The following is a 19,278-nucleotide window of genomic DNA, read 5'->3' on the forward strand; positions in this document are numbered from 1 at the left end:
CAATCGGCGTCAAGGGCGTTTCCTGCCGATGATCGGTATGACGTCGGCGGTGCGGTTATCGCGCCGCCGTTCCATAAGCTGGCACAGCGCGCGGACTTGACGATGCTGGGCGAGCACGGTTTCGACGGCGCGCCGCTCCTGTTCGGCCCGGGCCGTCCCCGCCGGCCGATCCGTCGCGTTGCGCCGGGCTCTCGACTCGGCAACTGCATGGCGGAAGGCTTCCAGCACCTCGGAAGCGCGGTTCGCGGTCGCGCGACTGACACCTGCCTCGATGGCCAGATTCACAACCGTCAGCCTGCCATCAGCCACGCGGGGGCACCCATAAAGGAGGCGCGCCATCGCCTCACGAAGCGCCTGTTCCGTGGCTGCACTGACCGGCTTCATGATGTGCGTTCCTTCAACGGCGCGATGAGCCTGCGTTTTCTGTCGTTGTCCAGGCGCAGCGCTTCGCGTTGCAGCGGGGAGAGACGCTTGTCGGCGAGAAGATCCTCCGCCTGTGCAATGGAGGCTTCCCATGGCGGGAGATGTCGCTCGACGAGGCAGGCGTTGGGACATCGGTCGGGCGCGCATCGCGACAGGACCGGCACCGAGGCTGAAGGTTTCTCAGACTCCCGCAGGCAGAGCGCCGTCAATGGGTCGAAGAAGCAGTCGTTCAGATATCCGACATGCAGCGTGCGCGCCAGATGCGCCAGCATCGCCTTCAGGCGCTTGCGATCGGCCAGTTGCCCCGGAAGCGGGCCGAGTTCGCGGCCGACCCGCTCCAGTTCCACGCCGACGCGCTTACCGGCGGGTCCGCCTGGACCGTGACCGCGTCGATGGTTTTCGAAGTAGTCGATGATGTCGTCGAGTTGTCCGAGCGCCAGTTCCTGTTCGACCTCCTGCCTGAAGCCGGATGCGGACGAGCCGGCATAGCCGTTGAACATGGCCACGGAGGCGTGCTTGTACTGGATTTTGCCGGCGACAACCCCGAAGGGCCGGTTCGCGATGTACCAGGCCAGCGTTCGCCTGAACTGACGGGTGTTGAAGCGCCAGACGTCTTCTCCCACTCGGGGGATCACAGGACTATCGTCCGCGCCATATCGCTCATCGAGATGTTCTCGGAATTGGTTGATCTTCTTGGCGATGAGTATCGGCGTCTCGGCATTGTTCGTCTCGCGGTCGTCAAGGGCAAGCCATAGCCGCTCTGTCCCCGCATTCCGGCGGAATCGTTCCGAAAGACGCTCGGCAACCCCGATCGCCTGGACGGCGGCCTCGATGGTGATCCATTCGACCTGTTCGCCGCGAGCGCCGCGATCCTTCCAGGTCACGCCCTCAATCGCCAGCCTTTCTGTTCGCCCGTCCCGGTCGAGATTCCGTTTCAGGCAGCCGGATCGCAGCGACTGCACCTCACCGTCGCGCATGCCCGTCAGATAGCAACACACGATATAGGCGGCCGTCTGCAGGTGCCGTTCTTCCCGCGCCAGGCTGATGGCATCGAAGCGCTCCCGCCACGGTCGCCCCGTGTCGGGATCCGGGGAGATCGGCGTGTCCATCCCGCCCACCTCGAACCCAAGCTCGTCGACAGCATCATGAACCATCGACAACAGGGCCGGATCTTTGTGGACGGTGGTGAGATGCAGCCCGCATTGCATCGTCAGGAGCTTCAGATTGATGACCTCGCCATCAAACCTGCCGCCCCGCGACAATCTGCCGGTCAGCCCCCCGATCGAAAGAGGTCTTTCCCAGACAGGAATGCCTCTTCCTTCCTCGCGACGCTTGTCGATCCAGGAGGCCAGCATTACCGCGGGCCGCGTGTGGCGGGCGCGCGAGCGTGCTGCGAACCGGCTGTTCAGTGCATCGGCTTCAGCCCGGGCAGTGAAGATGTCGTCGCAGAGGTGCTCGACATATTTCAAGGCCCATCGCAGCATTGCGCCGATGACCGGCTCCGGGATGCGCGCGGTCCGGTTTTCCGAACAGCGCGTTCCCTGGCCGGTTGCCCGATAGACCGGTCGGCCGCGCCACGGGGTGAAGGTGATGCCACCGCACGTCAGATAGGGCGCCAGGCGATGAAGCTGGACGATGGGCCTGAGGCACACACCCACGCGCCCCGGCGTGATCGGCCGCGCCCGGTGATGGGTCGCGTATGCATCGATCAAATCCTGATCGACGTTTGCCAGATCGAGCTTGCCGATCCGCGAGCGCACGAAGTCCAGGAACCGGCGCAGCGTCGCAAGCGCAGTATGGCCGGAGACTGGCCGCAACCGCGGCTCACCGTCGGCGCGCCGTTCATTCATCCAGGCATAGATGTATTCCTTCGCAAGCAACCGCTCTGCCGCGCAGGGGATCACGCCGAAGTCGACCGTTCGAAAGGCCTTTCTGGCCATGTTGAACATCGCCGGCGCCATATCCCAGACATCATCGCCGAACCGCGAGAGCGCCGCTCGGTCGGTACCATCCCTGAGAGGCATCGAAGCCAAAACGATGTCGTCATCGACCCTGAGGCGTGAGACGGCACGCTCATCGTTCAAAGGAGAGGTAGTGGTCATGAGCCGTAAGCCTCCGGCGGAAGATAGAGCAACCGCGCCGAGGATTCTGCCGCCTCAACCCGTGCGCCTCCGACGACGGAGGACGGGAACATCGGCAGAATTTGCTCCGTGATCCTGCGGTATGGCCGATCGAATTTCTCGTTCCAGTCGCCAGAAGGCAACGCCTCCCGCAGCTCGTCCATGAACGCCTGGAACGCGATCAGCGCCGGTAGTTTCCGTGCGGTAATGACCGCGTTGGAGCATTCCAGGCACCCCCAGAACGGCGTCGGACAGGCTTCGCCTTCCCGACCGAAAGGGCTGACGCGGAAGTTGCTGCACGCCGCCAGCCAAAGATCCTGCTCTCCGTCCAGGAGCGGGCCGATCTTTTCCGACGGCACCGGCAGCCCGGTCGCGTCGGCTGAGGTTCGCAGCCGGGCTTCATCCGCGGGCACAACGATCCAAGGTCGCAGAGCCGGCGCCATCGCGTCGGTCAGTGCCTCGACTATCGTCTGCTCATGCAGATGCCGAAGGGCGGGGATGTCGGCATAATGGTTGGCCGCCACCGCTACCGTGTGGCCGACGGCAAAGTTCTCCAACTGCCCTCCGGTCCGCTTATACCAGTCAGCCTTCTGGGTCTTGCGCAGCCTGGAGAGATTGAGCGCCAGCGATTTTCCGGCGTCATCGACGATTCCGTACTTCTCGACAAACGCGGCCACGCAGGTCCCCAGCTTTTTCGGCGACGACAGGCGCCCCGGCTTCCAGGTGATCCAGAGCTTGCTCGATCCAGTGTGCTGCCGAGCCTTTTCCGTCAGCTTGATCGCCAGCCGCAGGACGGCTCCGGGCGTCTCCCGTCCGCCATCGCGGACACGCAAGCGCTTCCACTGGGCATGATGCGCGCGCCGCTTTCGATACTCGATCTCGACATAACCCCGGTTGGGATTGCGCAAGCAGTCAGCCTCAAGCCCACGCAGCGCTTCGATCTCCATGCCGGTCGTCAAGGACAGCCAGACGAGGAAGCCGACGACATCGTACCGGGTCAGATGGAAGCCGGCATGCAGTTCCTCGACCGGAGGCGGCTCGAGCCCGCATCTATGAGCGTGGTAGCGCAGATTGTCGAACAGCGCGCCTTCCCCGGCGACTACTCCCGCCGTCACAATCTGTTCGACCACTAGGTCATAGCGACGGCGCAATTCTGGATCACGGCCTACATCCAGAAGTGGGGGAGGCAGAGCCTCGCCCGTCGCTATCCGGTCGCGAGCCTCGATGATCTGGCGCATCGCTGCCTGCAGCAACGTCGAGGCAATCCTCCCACTGTAGGCATCGCGCGGCTTTGAGACGCCGTGCTCGCCGTGACCGATGTATTTCAGGCGCAACAGTGTTTCGGGCGGAAGCCTTTCAGGATTGAGCTCGGCGGCGACGCGCAGCACCCCGATCAGAGCACCGAGCACATTGCGCTGATTGGGTCGCTCGCCGCCGTTCTGCTCCAGCCAGTCCTCATAGGCATTGATTACCGCCGGAGTTAAGTCGTCGAGACGACGAGGTTTTACCGACGCCCCTTCCAGGAACAGCCAGAACCGCCGCAGACGGCGGATAAAGGTGCCTGCGGTTTTCCAGAGTGGTGCCGGCCCCATCCGGTGGAGATACTCCTGCAGGAATGGCGCAACCTCATGGGTCAGCGCCGTCAGCGGCCAGGAAGACAGATTGACGTCGATCCTCCCGGCATCTTCCGTCCGAAGGACGAAGACGAGCGGATTTTGCGGATTTTCCTCTTGAGTGTCGAACAATTCGATTCCAACTGGGAAGGTGGCACGACGACCGCGTTTCATCACAGGGGTCCACCAGCATTAACGCGCAGTTCCCAGGCCTCGACCGCAGCGTCGATCATTTCCTGGCTTTCTTCCATGCAATCCAGGTAGATGTGAGTGCTTTCGATGCGGCTATGGCCCAGCAAACGCTGCAACTTCAGAAGAGGATCGCCAATCAAGCGGCGGTACGCCGCGCCGATATGGGATCGGCGTTCGTCGAGTACCCATCCGATCTGTTCACGCACGAGCAGCGACAGCATATGAACCGCAAAGGTGTGGCGCATCATGTGCGGAGTGACGTCGAGGTCGATCCCGAACCGCCTGCACCGTACGCTTGCCCTCCGGAAGACCACCTCCCAAGCGGCCGGGGGCATGGGCCGCGCCCCTTCCGCCAGCCAAAGACACAATGGTTCGGATGTTTCCGCCCATACCAAGCGGCTGCGTTCGCGCGGCGCCAGCACGTCGACACTGGCTCGAACTGTGTCCTTTTCCAGAAGGAGCCTTCCCCGATCGTGGCTGACGACACGGATCGGATGTTCGATTGACCTATTGCGCGGTTGCGAAAGGCGCATGAGGACATTGGTCCGTTCCAACGCCGCGTATTCATGCAGACGCTTCAGCACGCGCTCGGGCAAGCGGATCTCGCGCCCCTTGCTACCCTTGGCAATGGCCGGCGCCAGTCGGAAAGATCGGCTCCTCAATGCACCGACCGGCTCCGTCCTCGGGAACTCGATCCAGAGCAGACTTGCCGCTTCCTGGAGCCGCAGGCCCGTCGTGACGAGCAATTCGGCGAACAACGCATTGCGCTCGCTGTTGCGGCCCTGCCAGGTGGGATCCTCGCTCCCGTCTGGAAGACGACCACGCAAGCCGATCTCGCGAAACAGGAGATACCGATCCAGGGAAAGGAACCGGATATCGCGTGTCCGTGCGCCGCGCTCGGTGGCAACATTGGCAGCGACCGCTATGGCCCCGCCGCCGTTCGTCCGTCGCCATGATTGCCGATAGGTGAAAGGCGATTTGGCGATCATTCCCTCTTCAAGAGCCCATCGGTAAAGCTTGTCGAGCGCTGCTACCGACCGGTTCCAGCTCGCGGCCGAGATGCGCGCCGGAGGAAGCGCCAGACGTCGCGCCGCATGGAAGGCTGCGACATCGTGCCGATCAGCCGCCCAGAGGGCTCTGTTGTCTCGGCGCTCGGCAAGAAAGCGCATCCAGATCAGGATATCCCAACCATAGGCGCGCAAGCTGTTGGGCGAACGAACCCCCAACGTGGGGCAAGCTCGAAAGAACCGGTTCAGGTCGTGATCGTAGCTGTCGTCATCGCCAAGAATGAACGGCATGCCGTCCACGAGGTTCAGCTTCTCGGCGGCTGCGACTTCATCCACCGACAGCCTGTGGACGACGCCATCAACCGTAACAGACTGCCGCAGCGTCGAAAGATCCGTGAAGAAGAGCTGGGGCATCCTGTTCTCCTCGGCCGCGATTTTCCCGCCGGGACGGGCTCGAGCCCGTCCCGGCGGGAAAATCGCATCGCCTCACCTCAAGCGAAGGGGAATGTCGTCAACGTTGATCGTGTGCTGCGAACGTCACAGCGGTAAGACAGAACACAGAGTCAGGATAACGGCGTCATGGTTTCCAGCGAATACGACGGCGAAGAGGATGCCATCGTGCATGAATACGATCCGTGGTCCCCGGCTCATTGAGCCGGGTGACCGCTGCCGCTGGCGCCGTACCGGCCGCAAGGGAAGCTTCGCCGCGGCCGGAGTCCGACATGTTGGACGGCTTGTCAGCGCGCCCTTGCATCCGGCACGCTTCGCGGCGGGCGGGTGGCGTGCCTTCGCGATAGGGCGAAGGGACGTCAACTGAAGAAAGGACCGGGTGGCGCGGGATGTGCGCCCGGTGAAGGTCATGGAGAAAAGTGAAATCGAAGAATTACGAGCCAGGGTCGGATGCGCCGCCCTGCTCCAACAGGACGGCTGGAAGGTCGATCTGAAGGAAAGCACGCGCCGGGCGGTCAAGTACCGCCGCGACGCAAAGATCATCATCGTCATTCACAACGATCGCGGCTGGTTCGACCCGTTGTCGACCGCGAAAGGCGACGTGTTCGATTTGGCCGAGCATCTCGGGGCGCAAGGCTTCGCCCAGGCCTGCGCCCATGTCGCTTCGCTTATCGGATTCGTTCCGAGCCCGCCGGCGTGGCAGCGCGAGCCCCGCCCCACGACGCTGCACCCCATTGCCGATCGCTGGATGCGCCGCGGCATTCCGCGCCCCGGCTCGCCGGCCTGGCGCTACCTGACGGTGGAACGCGGCATTCCCGACACGATCGTGGCAGTCGCGGTCGAACAAGGCCTCCTCCGCGAGGGGCCGCAGGGAAGCATGTGGGCGGCGCACCGCCGTGTCGACGGGGCTTTGGTCGGCTGGGAAGAGCGCGGATCGCAATGGCGCGGCTTCGCCACCGGCGGAGCGAAGGAGCTGTTCCGCTTCGGTCCTGCGGCCGCGTCCCGGGTCTGCGTGACGGAGGCCGCGATCGACGCCATCAGCCTCGCCGCGATCCAGGTTCTGCGACCGGACACGCTTTTCGTCAGCACCGGCGGAGGCTGGTCCCCGGCAAGCGAGGAGGCCATCCGCGGTCTGGCTATGCGCGCAGACGCCCGACTTGTCGCCGCGACCGACAACAATCGGCAGGGCGATGTCTATGCCGAGCGCCTGCGCGTGATCGCTGCTGAGACGGGCGCGTCCTACGCGCGGTCGCGGCCGCGCGCCGGCGATTGGAATGATGATTTGAAGATCCTCGTCGGCCGATTGGCGGAGGAGCCGGTAGCAGCAGCCGGATGAACCCTGCTGCCGCACGCCCGGCCGGCGCGTCAAGGGAGGCTGCGCCCGCGTTCCGCGGCCCTTGACCCGCCGGACCCTTCGATGCGGCCGGCCCGAGGGTGTCTGCAACACCCGAAGGGAAGGACGACCCTCATGCCCATCTTCACGATCGAGACCACCTATCGCCTGCCGGTCTATCGCCAGCGCAGCTACGTGGCGGCGAGCCTCGCTAAGGCCTGCCGCCTCGCTATCGAGGACGACGACTGGGACAACGAGAAGCGCGACTATGAAACTGCCGGCGAAACCTATGTGACCGGCGCCTGGGAAGGCCGTGACACCGCCTATAGCGGTCCATCCGTGCCGGTGCCGTCGCACTATCGCGAAACGCTGCAGCGCAAGGCCGATCATTTCGAGGTGCTGCTCGGTTTGGTGAAGGTGCTGAGCGGCGACGATGAGGCGCTCGATCGCGCCTACTGGCGCGAACGCGCCTTGCCGGCCATCGCCAAGGCCGAGGCCATCCTCGCCGGCGCCCGCGATCCCGACTGATCCGCCGGCGCACATCCTTCCCTCCGCACATCCCGCCCGGCCTTGCCGGGCTTTTGCATTTTCAGGAGCCGGACATGGCCAGCTATTACGTTCCGACCGTCGTGCAGACGACGATTCCCGACAGCGACATGACGCAGCTTGAGCGGCTCGTCCTGTCTCATATCTTCAGCGCCGAACCCGACAGCGACGGCCTTTATTTCTTCGCCGAGGAAAGTCCGGCGGAGTGCCTCGAGCTCGATGTCGCGGAGCTGCGCGACGCGTATCGCGCCTCGGCCGACGTTGACAGTGTCCTCATCGCCATCGTCGCCGATCGGCTGGCCGAGGTAGAAGCCGGCGAGACTCATGTCGAACTCGATCTGACCGTCATCTCCTGGGCGACGATCTTTCAGGACATCGTGCGCCGCTCCCCGACGCTCGATGAGGTCGCCGTCTCTTCCGCCTTCACCTGCTCGAAGATGCGACCGGACGGCTTCGGCGGCATGGCCGTCTTGATCACCGCGGACGCGATCAGGTCAGGCGCGACCGACGAGATGCTCGCGGGATTCCGCGAAGCGGCAGCGGCTGCGGCCGCGCCCAGCGTTCACGTCCTGCTCCGCTTCGACGAGGCCGAAGTACGAACGACGGTCGGCGAGGTCATCGCCCATGACAGCGCCGCGACCAAACTCGCGTCCGATGCCGTCAGCGACAACGATATCCACGCCGCCTGCGTTGCCGTCGTGGCATCGACGGATCTCGCGGAGGAGCGCGGCTCGGCCGTGTTCAAGGCGGCGCTTGCGGCGATCGCGAATGCCGAGCGGCGCCTCGCTGAAGAGCGGGAAAGGATGGGAGAGAGCAAAAGAATTGAAGGCGCGATGCCGCATGCCCGGCCGTCGCGTCAAGGGTGCGCTTCGCCCGCGTGCCGCGGCCCTTGACCCGCCGGACCGGAGAGGCGGCCCGCCGGAGGGGTGATGAAGGGCTGAAGTGACGAGGGATCAGGCGGATCGCTCGCGCCTCAGTTCGCCAGGCCGAAAGGAGCCGCCATGCACACCCTCCCGACAATCCGCAAGATCTTCCAGGGCGTCGCCACGCGCCATGAGATGTATCGCATGTTCAACCGCCATCGTGGCGATCCGACCTGGGCTGCCGGCGACGCCGCGCATCTCTTCGCCGGTGAGTGGTTTGAGATCGCCGAGGCCGAGCACGATCACATGCTCGACATCCTGCCGCCGCTGTTCCTGCGCGGCGATCTATTCGCGATGCGTGAGTTCATGACTGGCAGCGTCACCAGTGTCTTCTTCGCGCTCGCCATCGACGGACGGCGACGCTGGTTTCACGGCTATTGCGATCTCTCGGATCGGACTTCGCCGGAACGGATGAAGGCAGCGATCATCGAGCGCGAGTCGCGGCCGGTTCGCGCCATGACTCGCGATGAGCGGCTCGAGCACATCTGGTCGAGCACGCATGAAGACTATCGCGGCTATGCCGGCGAGCGCTGGCCCGCGTCCATGCATGGCCGCCGCACCGTGCTCGTCTATGCTGGGCGGTTCGGCACCGTGTTGAAATTGCTCGACGCGCTCACCGACGCAGAGATAGCGGCCAAACTGCCAGTCCAGCTCCGCCATTTGCCGGAGACGATCGCGGCCTAGCCTGTCCTCTCCCTCTCCGACTTGCGAACAGCCCGGCCACGCGCCGGGCTTCGCTTTTTCCGCACCCGGCGTTGCGCCGGGACCTCCTCTCACTTCCGCAACGCCGTGCCGTCGTCGCAGCCCGCGCCGATGGGCAGCTGCGCGCGCCCAACAGAAGGACATTCCCCATGGCGCATGACGATCCCTTCACCCTCGATCTGTTCGGCAACACCGCGCTCTCGTCAGGCCTCGGCCTCGGCGTCACCGCGTTCGCCGATTCCCGCAGCGATGACGACCATGACGACGATCTACCACCGTCAACGCCGGCTCTAGCGACACCGCCGGTCATATCAGCGCGGGTGCCCGCGGCCGGTCCCGGCAAGCGCGGCGACAATTTCTATCTGTCCGGCGAACGCGGCCTCGCCAAGGGTTGGAAGCAGCGCGCCCGCGACAACATCGCGGCGGTCCGGCTCGCCTCGCAGATCGATGCGGAGCAGCGGTCTGCGACGATCGAGGAGCAGCGACAACTCATCCGTTTCACCGGCTTTGGCGCCTCGGAGCTCGCAAATGGCGTCTTCCGCCGGCCGGGCGAAACCGAATTCGCGCAAGGCTGGGACGAGATCGGCGCCGATCTGCAGGATGCGGTCGACGACGCGGATTACGCCTCGCTCGCACGCTGCACCCAGTATGCCCATTTCACCCCGGAGTTCATCGTCCGGGCGATCTGGGCTGCAGTGCGGCGTCTGGGCTGGCGCGGCGGCCGCGTGCTCGAGCCCGGCATCGGCACGGGTCTGTTTCCGGCGCTGATGCCCGAGGATTTGCGCGAGGTCTCGCACGTGACCGGCGTCGAGCTCGATCCGGTCACCGCCCGCATCGCGCGTCTGTTGCAGCCGCGCGCGCGCATCGTCAGCAGCGATTTCGCGCGCACCGAGCTGCCGCCACGCTTCGATCTGGCGATCGGCAATCCGCCTTTCTCCGATCGCACCGTGCGATCGGACCGCGCGCTGCGTTCGCTCAGGCTTCGCCTCCATGATTATTTCATCGTCAAGGCGATCAACCTGCTGAAGCCGGGGGCGCTGGCCGCCTTCGTCACGTCGCACGGCACCATGGACAAGGCCGACGGGGCGGCGCGCGAGCTCATCGCGCAGCACGCCGATCTCGTCAGTGCGATCCGTCTGCCGGAAGGCAGCTTTCGCGCCGATGCCGGCACCGACGTCGTCATCGACATCCTGTTCTTCCGCCGGCGCAAGCCCGGCGAGCCGGAAGGCGATCTGTCCTGGCTCGACCTCGAGGAGGTGCGTCCGGCAACCGAGGACGAGGGCGCCATTCGCGTCAACCGCTGGTTCACGCGCCATCGCGGGCTTGTGCTCGGGATGCATGCGCTGACCGCCGGCCCGTTCGGCGAGACCTACACCTGTCTTCCAAAACCCAGCGAGGATCTCCGCCTCGCGCTGGACGAGGCGATTACCCGCCTTCCGGACGGCATCTATAACGGCGAGCCCGAGCCGATCGAGTTCGACGTGGAGGAAGTAGACCACGAGGCATCCGTCCATGTGAATGCCGATCGCCATGTGCGGGAGGGCAGCTTTTTCTTCGACAAGGCCCGCGGCCTGATGCAGATCCTTGATGGCGAGCCCGCCGCCATCACGGTGCGCAAGGGCCGCAGCGCCGACGGCGTTCCGGAGAAACACGTCCGGATCATTCAGAAGCTGATCCCGATCCGCGACGCGGTTCGCGAGGTGCTGAAGTGCCAGGAGTTTGACCGGCCGTGGAAGGACGCGCAGGTCCGCTTACGCATCGCCTGGTCGAACTTCGTCCGCGCCTTCGGGCCGATCAACAGCACCGTCGTCTCGACGAGCGAAGACGCAGAAACCGGCGGAGTGCGCGAAACGCATCGCCGGCCCAACCTGCAGCCATTCCTCGACGATCCCGATTGCTGGCTCGTCGCTTCGATCGAAGACTACGATCTCGAAACCGACACGGCGAAGCCGGGCCCGATCTTCACCGAACGGGTGATCGCCCCGCCCGCGTCGCCCCTCATCACCAGCGCTGCCGATGCGCTCGCCGTCGTGCTCAACGAGCGGGGCCGTGTCGATCCCGACCATATCGCCGAACTCCTGCATCGCGATGCGGACGACGTCATCGCCGAACTCGGCAGCGCCATCTTCCGTGATCCGACCGACGGCGCGTGGCAGACGGCCGATGCCTATCTCTCCGGCGCGGTTCGCTCCAAGCTCGTGGCGGCTGAAGCTGCCGCCGCGCTCGACCCCGCCTATGCGCGCAACGTCACGGCGTTGCAGGGCGTGCAGCCCGCCGATCTGCGGCCATCCGACATCACCGCGCGCCTCGGCGCACCGTGGATTCCCGCCGCGGACATCATCGCCTTCGTTCACGAGACGATGGGCGCGGAGATCAAGATCCATCACATGCCGGAATTGGCGTCGTGGACTGTCGAGGCCCGCCAGCTCGGCTGGATGGCCGCCGGCACGTCGGAATGGGGCACCGAGCGACGGCACGCCGGGCAACTTCTGTCGGATGCGCTCAATTCCGCGGTGCCGCAGATCTTCGACACCATCAAGGACGGCGACAGCGAGCGCCGCGTTCTCAACGTCGTCGACACCGAAGCGGCGAAGGAGAAGCTGCAAAAGATCAAGACTGCCTTCCAGACCTGGATCTGGTCCGATCCTGACCGGACCGATCGCCTGGCGCGGGTCTATAACGACCGCTTCAACAACATCGTGCCCCGCGCCTTCGAGGGCTCGCATCTGAAGCTGCCCGGCGCCTCAGGCGCCTTTGTCCTCTACGGGCATCAGAAGCGCGGCATCTGGCGCATCATCGCCTCGGGCGCGACCTATCTCGCCCACGCCGTCGGCGCCGGCAAGACGATGACGATGGCCGCCGCCATCATGGAGCAACGCCGGCTCGGCCTGATCGCCAAGGCGATGCTCGTCGTGCCCGGTCATTGTCTGGCGCAGGCGGCGCGCGAATTCCTGGCGCTCTATCCGGGCGCCCGGATCCTCGTCGCCGACGAGACGAATTTCACCAAGGACAAGCGGCATCGCTTCCTGTCGCGCTCGGCGACCGCCAGCTGGGACGCGATCATCATCACGCACTCGGCGTTCCGGTTCGTCGGCGTTCCGTCGGCGTTCGAACAGCAGATGATCCAGGACGAGCTGGAGCTTTATGAGACGTTGCTGACCAAGGTGGAAGGCGACGACCGCGTCTCGCGCAAGCGGCTCGAACGGCTGAAGGAGGGATTGAAGGAGCGGCTCGAAGCGCTCGCCACCCGCAAGGACGATCTGCTGACGATCTCGGAAATCGGCGTTGACCAGATCATCGTCGACGAGGCGCAGGAGTTCAGAAAACTCTCCTTCGCCACCAACATGTCGACGTTGAAGGGCGTCGATCCCAATGGTTCGCAGCGCGCCTGGGACCTTTACGTAAAGGCCCGCTTCATCGAGACGAAGAACCCGGGCCGCGCACTCGTCCTCGCCTCCGGCACGCCGATCACCAACACGCTCGGCGAGATGTTCTCAGTCCAACGCTACCTCGGCTACGCGGCGCTTCTGGATCGCGGCCTGCACGAGTTCGACGCCTGGGCCTCGACCTTCGGCGATGTCTCGACCGAGCTCGAGCTCCAGCCCAACGGCAAGTACAAGCCGGTCACGCGGTTCGCGACCTTCGTCAACGTCCCCGAATTGATCGCCATGTTCCGCTCTTTCGCCGACGTGGTGATACCGGAGGACCTGCGCGAGTGCGTCAAAATTCCGGCGATCTCGACCGGAAAGCGGCAGATTTTCACCGCGAAGCCGACGTCCGCCTTCAAGCGCTACCAGCTTGTTCTCGACGCGCGGATCAAGGCGATCGAGATGCGCGATGGGCCGCCGCAACCGGGCGACGACATCCTGCTCTCCGTCATCACCGACGGCCGCCATGCCGCGATCGACCTGCGTCTGGTCGATCCGGACAACGACAACGAGCCGGACAACAAGCTGAACCTGCTCGTCGCCAACGCCCTGCGCATCTGGCAGGAGACGTCGGCGAACAGCTACGTGCGCGCCGACGGCAAGCCTTACGAGCTGCCCGGCGCCGCGCAGATGATATTCTCCGATCTCGGCACCATCAACGTCGAGAAGACACGCGGCTTCTCGGCCTATCGCTGGATCAGAGACGAGCTCATCCGCCTCGGCGTGCCGGCGTCCGAGATCGCCTTCATGCAGGACTTCAAGAAGTCCGAGGCCAAGCAGCGCCTGTTCGGCGATGTGCGCGCCGGCAAGGTCCGCTTCCTCATCGGCTCGTCCGACACGATGGGCACCGGCGTCAACGCACAGCTTCGGCTGAAGGCGCTCCATCACCTCGATGTGCCGTGGCTGCCGTCGCAGATCGCGCAGCGCGAGGGCCGGATCGAGCGGCAGGGCAATCAGCACGACGTCATCGACATCTTCGCCTATGCCACCGAGGGCTCGCTCGACGCCAGCATGTGGCAGAACAATGAGCGCAAGGCCCGCTTCATCGCCGCCGCGCTCTCGGGCGACACGTCGATCCGCCGGCTCGAGGATCTCGGCGAAGGCCAGGCCAACCAGTTCGCCATGGCCAAGGCGATCGCCAGCGGTGACCAGCGGCTGATGCAGAAGGCCGGGTTAGAGGCCGACATCGCCCGGTTCGAGCGCCTGCGCGCCGCGCATATCGACGACCAGCACGCGGTTCGCCGGCAGATCCGCGACGCCGAGCGCGACATCGAGTTCGCGACGCGGCGGATCGCGGAAGTCGGCGAGGATATCGAGCGCCGCGTTCCCACAACGGGCGATGCCTTCGCCGCGAGCATCGCCGGCAAGCGCCATCTCGAGCGCAAGGAGGCTGGCCGCGCGCTGATGAAGGAAATCCTGACCCTGGTGCAGCTTCAGCAGGAGGGCGAGAGCACCATTGCCGTGATCGGCGGCTTTGACCTCGACTATACCGGCGAGCGCTTCTGCCGCGACGGTTACCGGTACAGCACCGCCCTGATCCGCACCGGCGCCGAGGTTGAGATCGAGTTGCCCGTCACCGTGACGCCGCTCGGCGCGATCTCCCGCCTCGAGCATGCGCTCGATGATTTCGAGGGTGAGCGGGAGCGCTATCGCCAGCGTCTCGCCGACGCGCATCGCCGACTTGCCTCCTACCGGTCGCGCGAGGACGGCGATTTCGCGTTCGCCGCGGAGCTCGCCGAGAAGCGCCGCCAGTTGGCGGAGGTGCAAGCTGACCTTGCGAATGATAGAGAAAGTCGCAACGATTGGATCGCGGCGTAAGCGTTCTATCGCGACAACCGGTTCTCGTCGTCGATCAGGACGAGACGGGCCGGGGCGTTGCCGCTCCATCGCCAGAGCACGAGGTTTAGATCCGTTGCGCTCGCGCCTGTCGCAAAGCTTTTGACTAGCAGACCGTTAAATCCGGCGGTGATAAGTCGCCTTGCAAAGGCCTGTGTCTTCGCCTCTCCGTTCGCTTTCATCTGATCACGCCACGTCGCGTCTGCGAGCGTGGCGGCGTCCACCCCCTCAGCCATGAGTGCGGCCTCGTCTTGGGTATCGAAGATATTTTCGATCTCCGCGTCATAGGAGACGAGTGTCGTCGGTTGCAGGTTGCCGACCTGGTTGGCTTCCCTCAGCGCAGTCATTATGGACAGTGAAGAATAAAGCGCTGGCACGCCTTTTGGATTGAACCGACCACCGTAGAGCTCAGCGCCAAGTCCCGACAGCGGCTCGCGTGCATAGATTGGGTTCAATGCCCGATAGAGTTTTCCTTCGTAGCGGAGTGGCACGGTCAGGCGTGCACGCCGGCGTCGACTGCATCAATATAGTCGAGTACGTCGTCGGCCCGACCGCAGCGCACGAGCTGCATCGCGGTCTGGCCCGAGAAACCGGACAATGGCTCGGAGCGGTACCACGCATAAGCCATTAGCGCCGTACCAAAGCGCGACTCAACCTTGTTGATGACCTCGATCATTTCGCGCAGACGCCGCTGGGTTTTGTCCGATCGAACCCGATCCTTACGCTGGATCGCGTCCTTGCCCAATCCAGCTGTGCGAGCGATCTCCTCGCTCGTCGTCCGGAAAGCTTCCGCAATTCTGCGCGGCGCGAAGACGCCGTTATCCGCATATTGGGCGAGACCCATCGCTCAAACTTCCTTCTCGATGCCAATTATTATGACGCAATATAGCGTCAAGAGTAGCGGAGTTCAAGAAGAAAGCTGGGGGAGAGGGAACCCGCTCGCAGATCGGCCAGCCCGGCAGCGCTGACGCTCAACCGCCGCCTGCGCGATCCCGGCCCGTCGTCCTGCGCAGGGCTCGCAAGCCCTGCTGGTCCGGCCAGGCGGGATGCTCGGCCGCAGTTGTTCCGGCCCGACCGCTCCGCGGCCCGGGGGGTGTCTTCGGAAAGAAGACGAAGGACGCGCGATGCGCGGTCCGCAAACCCCGAACAGGAGAAATCCCATGCATCTCATCAAGGTCGATCCGCGTGCGCTGAAGGAGAATCCGGACCGTATGCGCCAGACGAAGTCGACGCCGCAGGCCGACGCCCTGCTGCTGGCGACGATCAAGGCCGTCGGCATCGTCCAGCCGCCCGTCATCACGCCTGAGACTGGCGGCGGCAACGGCTACGTCATCAATGCCGGTCATCGCCGTGTGAAGCAGGCGATCGCCGCCGGCCTCGAGGAGATCGACGTGCTCGTCGAGGAGGCCGCCAACGACAACGGCGCCATGCGCTCGATGATCGAGAACATCGCCCGCGAAGCGCTCAATCCCGTCGACCAGTGGCGTGCGATCGAACGCCTCGTCGCGCTCGGCTGGACCGAGGAAGCAATCGGCGTTGCGCTGGCCCTGCCGGTCCGGCTGATCAGGAAGCTCCGTCTGCTCGCCAATGTGCTGCCCGTCATGCTCGATCACATGGTCAAGGGCGACATGCCCGACGAGCGGCAGCTCCGCACCATCGCGTCCGCCTCGCTCGATGAGCAGAAGGAGGTCTGGAAGAAGCACAAGCCCTCCAAGGCGGATCCGCAGGTGTCGTGGTTTAGCGTGGCGCAGGCTCTGACCAAGGCCCGCATGTACGCGCGTCATGCCAGCTTCGGCGACGAGCTTGCCCAGGCCTATGGTATCCAGTGGGTCGAGGACCTGTTCGCGCCGGCGGACGAGGACAGCCGCTACACCACGGATGTCGAGGCGTTCCTCGGCGCGCAGCAGGAGTGGATGACCGCCAACCTGCCGAAGAAGGGCATCATCGCCGAGACGACGAATTGGGGCGAGGTCAAGCTGCCGCCGAAGGCGGAGCGCGTCTACGGCAAGCCGTCGAAGTCGGATTGCACGGCGATGTATCTCGACCGCGACGGCCGGGTGCAGAGCGTGCATTACCGCATGCCCGCGGCGAAGAAGCCGAAGGGCAAGGACGGGTCTGCCGGCACTGACACTGCGGATGAGACCGCCGCCGTCTCGAAGCCGCGTCCGGACGTGACGCGCAAGGGCCTCGAGATGATCGGCGACTTCCGGACGGACGCCCTGCACGAGGCGCTGGCTCGCGCGCCGATCGAGGACGAGACGCTGATCGCGCTGTTGATCCTCGCCTTCGCCGGCCAGAACGTTTCCGTCGATTCCGGCAGCGGCGGGACCTATTACGGCAACCGGCGCATCGCCCGCCATGCCGTGACGCTGTTCGATCAGGACGGCAAGCTCGTCCTCGATATGGATACGCTGCGCGTCGCGGCGCGCTCGATCCTCGCCGAGGTTCTTTCGTGCCGGGAGAACCGCACCGACAGCGGCATCGTCGCCCGCGTCGCCGGTGACGTGGTCGGTGCGGACAACTTCCTGCCGAACATGGGCACCGACGACTTCTTGTCGTGCCTGTCGCGCACCGCGCTCGAAGGCTCGTGCAAGGACACGCCGGTTCTTCCCCGCCAGAAAGTGAAGGACACCCGCACGGCCTTGGTCGAGCACTTCAAGGAAGGCCGCTTCGTGCCTGCGGCCGCGCTGTTCGCTCCGGACAAGGCCGCCGTGTCGTCCTGGCTGGCGACGAACGCCGTCGCCGAAGAGGACGAGGCCGACGACCAGGTCGAGGACCCGGAAGCCGCGGACGGCGATGGCGACGACGCTTCGGACGCCGAGGCCTTCCCGGAGGCGGCGGAATAGTCCGCCCCCACCCAACGATCCGAATGACATCCCGCCGCCGGCTCAGCCGGCGGCGGTTTCGTTTCCACTCCCACGAACAGGAGGACGTCATGTCCGCACAGTCGATCTACGACCTCGCCCCGCTCGGGGCGATCATCCGGTTTTCCGACGGCATACCGCGGCCGCCGGAGCGGCATCGCAAGAAGCTCGCGGCCTGGGAACACCGCAACAGCAGCGGCCGCCTAATCCGCAAGCAGGCAGAACGCCGTGTCGGTAACACTGTCATCAGCGCGAGCATCACGCTGCATGCCGGCGACTACGGCGGTGGCGGTGTCGTGGTGCTTCGCGTCCACCGCACCTTCTCGGTCGACAGCGACCTGACCTTCGTCGTGACAGAATGCCCGAAAGTCGGCGCGGTGCGCGTGCTCGATCGGCCCGGCGACGATGCCGAGCTGGTCTATCTCGGAAGTCACCGCGCCGACGCCGAAGAATGGCTGACGCGGCACGGCTATCCGAACGCGGTCCTGCGCGCGATCTCGGCGGACGAAGCCGCCCTCCAAGGGAGGACGGCCACATGAGCACGCCCGCTCCCTCCACCACGATGATCGCGGAATCCGCGATCGCATTTCCGCAGATCGAGTTCGGCCGCGCGGCTGACGGTATTCTCGTCGCTCGCGTCGCCGACACCGCCTTCGCCATGCTGCCGGTGCGCGACGGCCGGCACTATCTCGCCACCGGGTGGCGCATCGGCCACCCGATGGCCGAGTGGAAGCGATCCGACTTTTACGGTCACGCCGGCGAGCTCGCCGACGAGGCGGCCTTCCGCGCCAAAATCGCGGAAAACGCCGAGCATCAGCGCGAGAATCGCGCGCTGAGCCGCCGCGAGATCAGTTCCACGGCGAGTACGCCGTGGGGCCGCTCCCAGCACGCGACCATCTACGCAGAAGGCGTCGTCTGCCATTCGCCCGCAGGTCATGGCGGCTTTCATCTCGCGGCCGCGCGCAACCGCAGCGTCCATTCGATGCTGCGCGCGCGGGGCGGCTGGTATGAAGAAGACGAGGGCTGGGCGATCGTGGCGGTCACTTTCCCGCATCTGTTCACCAGCTACGAGCGACGCTGCGCGGAGCGCACGATCAAGGATAGCTGGCCCGATGCCTGGGAGGTGATCTTCGGCACTGTGCTTCGCCCCTGCGAGTCCCGCGAGAAGGATCGGCGTGCCTTCGAGCAGGAGCACGCCGATGATTGGATCGTCGCGTCGGCGATCACGTCGGACCAGCACCCCGATTTCGTCGAGGTCGTCGCCACGCCGGGCGGCCGACGTGGCGCCGGCACCGAGGAGCGACGCTTTCTCGTCCCATCCGACGAGTACCGGATCGGTCGCTTCGGTTTCGTCGTCGATGAGACCCGCCACGCGGTCTATTCCGGGCCGTCGAGCTTCATCGCCTGGCAGGGGAGGACGTCGCCATGACGGCCGTTCCCCAACGCCTTGCTCAGCTTTCACGCATGGAGGAAGCGCGCCGCCAGACGCAGCGCCAGCTCGACATGATCGACAGGCAGATCATCCGTCGCATGACGGCGCTGATTCCACAGCTCGGTCGCAAGCGGTCCGGATACCATCGCGGCAAGCCGCCCGACTCGACAGCGTTCCTTGAGCGCTACCGTTCGAACCTTGCGGCGATCACGGCTGAGCGCCAGCCGGAGATCGACACCCTCTCGCGCAAGCTCGCCCGGCAGGATGCCGCGATCGAAGCGTTGCGGGCCCGATACGCTTCGGCGTCCGGTCAGGCTCGTGACAACCCGCAAGATGCGGATCGCCCGCACGACTGTCGCAGCCCAGCCGAGTGTCGCCCGGGAAAGCGGCAGGGCGCGGCGGCATAATA

General features: G+C 65.2%; 15 protein-coding genes. 9 read left to right on the plus strand and 6 right to left on the minus strand.

Annotation, left to right across the window (positions count from 1 at the left end; translation table 11 throughout):
* Window positions 1–9 precede the first annotated feature (9 nt).
* From F8237_RS34810 to F8237_RS34825, 4 genes are read right to left on the minus strand one after another with little or no spacing between them, the layout of a single operon-like run.
* Window positions 10–384, minus strand: a complete 375-nt coding sequence (locus F8237_RS34810) for a hypothetical protein (RefSeq protein WP_012092604.1) — start codon at window positions 382–384, stop codon at window positions 10–12.
* Window positions 381–2,525: a hypothetical protein gene (locus F8237_RS34815; protein WP_066115909.1), complete on the minus strand. Its 2,145-nt coding sequence runs from the start codon at window positions 2,523–2,525 to the stop codon at window positions 381–383. The genes F8237_RS34810 and F8237_RS34815 overlap by 4 nt, the downstream gene beginning before the upstream one ends.
* The gene (locus tag F8237_RS34820) at window positions 2,522–4,330 is read right to left on the minus strand and encodes a hypothetical protein (RefSeq protein ID WP_012092606.1); all 1,809 of its coding nucleotides are present in this window, start codon (window positions 4,328–4,330) and stop codon (window positions 2,522–2,524) included. The genes F8237_RS34815 and F8237_RS34820 overlap by 4 nt, the downstream gene beginning before the upstream one ends.
* Window positions 4,330–5,769, minus strand: coding sequence for a tyrosine-type recombinase/integrase (locus F8237_RS34825; RefSeq protein WP_012092607.1), 1,440 nt, complete (start codon window positions 5,767–5,769; stop codon window positions 4,330–4,332). Before F8237_RS34825 ends, F8237_RS34820 begins: the two co-directional genes overlap by 1 nt.
* Before the next feature lie 445 nt (window positions 5,770–6,214).
* Between F8237_RS34825 and F8237_RS34835 the strand changes: the two genes are divergently transcribed.
* From F8237_RS34835 to F8237_RS34855, 5 genes are all read left to right on the plus strand, one after another.
* On the plus strand, window positions 6,215–7,141 hold the full coding sequence (locus F8237_RS34835) for a DUF3991 and toprim domain-containing protein (protein ID WP_040308433.1): 927 nt from the start codon (window positions 6,215–6,217) through the stop codon (window positions 7,139–7,141).
* Window positions 7,142–7,273: 132 nt separating this feature from the next.
* On the plus strand, window positions 7,274–7,666 hold the full coding sequence (locus F8237_RS34840) for a hypothetical protein (RefSeq protein WP_002718983.1): 393 nt from the start codon (window positions 7,274–7,276) through the stop codon (window positions 7,664–7,666).
* Between the two features lie 74 nt (window positions 7,667–7,740).
* Entirely contained in the window at window positions 7,741–8,577 is an 837-nt protein-coding gene (locus tag F8237_RS34845) for a hypothetical protein (protein WP_002718984.1), read from the plus strand.
* A 108-nt stretch (window positions 8,578–8,685) separates the two neighbouring features.
* Window positions 8,686–9,291 carry a DUF1419 domain-containing protein gene (locus F8237_RS34850; protein WP_002718985.1) on the plus strand — a complete coding sequence of 202 codons (606 nt, stop codon included), beginning with the start codon at window positions 8,686–8,688 and terminating at the stop codon, window positions 9,289–9,291.
* Between the two features lie 167 nt (window positions 9,292–9,458).
* Window positions 9,459–14,555: a DEAD/DEAH box helicase family protein gene (locus F8237_RS34855; RefSeq protein WP_002718986.1), complete on the plus strand. Its 5,097-nt coding sequence runs from the start codon at window positions 9,459–9,461 to the stop codon at window positions 14,553–14,555.
* A 5-nt stretch (window positions 14,556–14,560) separates the two neighbouring features.
* Here F8237_RS34855 and F8237_RS34860 read toward each other — a convergent pair whose 3' ends face one another.
* Both F8237_RS34860 and F8237_RS34865 read right to left on the minus strand, forming a co-directional pair.
* Window positions 14,561–15,064: an RES family NAD+ phosphorylase gene (locus F8237_RS34860; RefSeq protein ID WP_002718987.1), complete on the minus strand. Its 504-nt coding sequence runs from the start codon at window positions 15,062–15,064 to the stop codon at window positions 14,561–14,563.
* A 2-nt stretch (window positions 15,065–15,066) separates the two neighbouring features.
* Window positions 15,067–15,417: an antitoxin Xre/MbcA/ParS toxin-binding domain-containing protein gene (locus F8237_RS34865; protein WP_002718988.1), complete on the minus strand. Its 351-nt coding sequence runs from the start codon at window positions 15,415–15,417 to the stop codon at window positions 15,067–15,069.
* 316 nt (window positions 15,418–15,733) lie between these two features.
* Between F8237_RS34865 and F8237_RS34875 the strand changes: the two genes are divergently transcribed.
* From F8237_RS34875 to F8237_RS34890, 4 genes are all read left to right on the plus strand, one after another.
* Window positions 15,734–17,419, plus strand: a complete 1,686-nt coding sequence (locus F8237_RS34875; protein ID WP_002718989.1) for a ParB/RepB/Spo0J family partition protein — start codon at window positions 15,734–15,736, stop codon at window positions 17,417–17,419.
* A gap of 89 nt (window positions 17,420–17,508) precedes the next feature.
* Entirely contained in the window at window positions 17,509–17,976 is a 468-nt protein-coding gene (locus tag F8237_RS34880) for a hypothetical protein (protein ID WP_002718990.1), read from the plus strand.
* Entirely contained in the window at window positions 17,973–18,866 is an 894-nt protein-coding gene (locus F8237_RS34885) for a DUF7007 domain-containing protein (protein ID WP_002718991.1), read from the plus strand. The genes F8237_RS34880 and F8237_RS34885 overlap by 4 nt, the downstream gene beginning before the upstream one ends.
* Window positions 18,863–19,276, plus strand: a complete 414-nt coding sequence (locus F8237_RS34890) for a hypothetical protein (RefSeq protein ID WP_002718992.1) — start codon at window positions 18,863–18,865, stop codon at window positions 19,274–19,276. Before F8237_RS34885 ends, F8237_RS34890 begins: the two co-directional genes overlap by 4 nt.
* Window positions 19,277–19,278 lie beyond the last annotated feature (2 nt).

The organism is Bradyrhizobium betae (assembly GCF_008932115.1).
Classification (GTDB): domain Bacteria; phylum Pseudomonadota; class Alphaproteobacteria; order Rhizobiales; family Xanthobacteraceae; genus Bradyrhizobium; species Bradyrhizobium betae.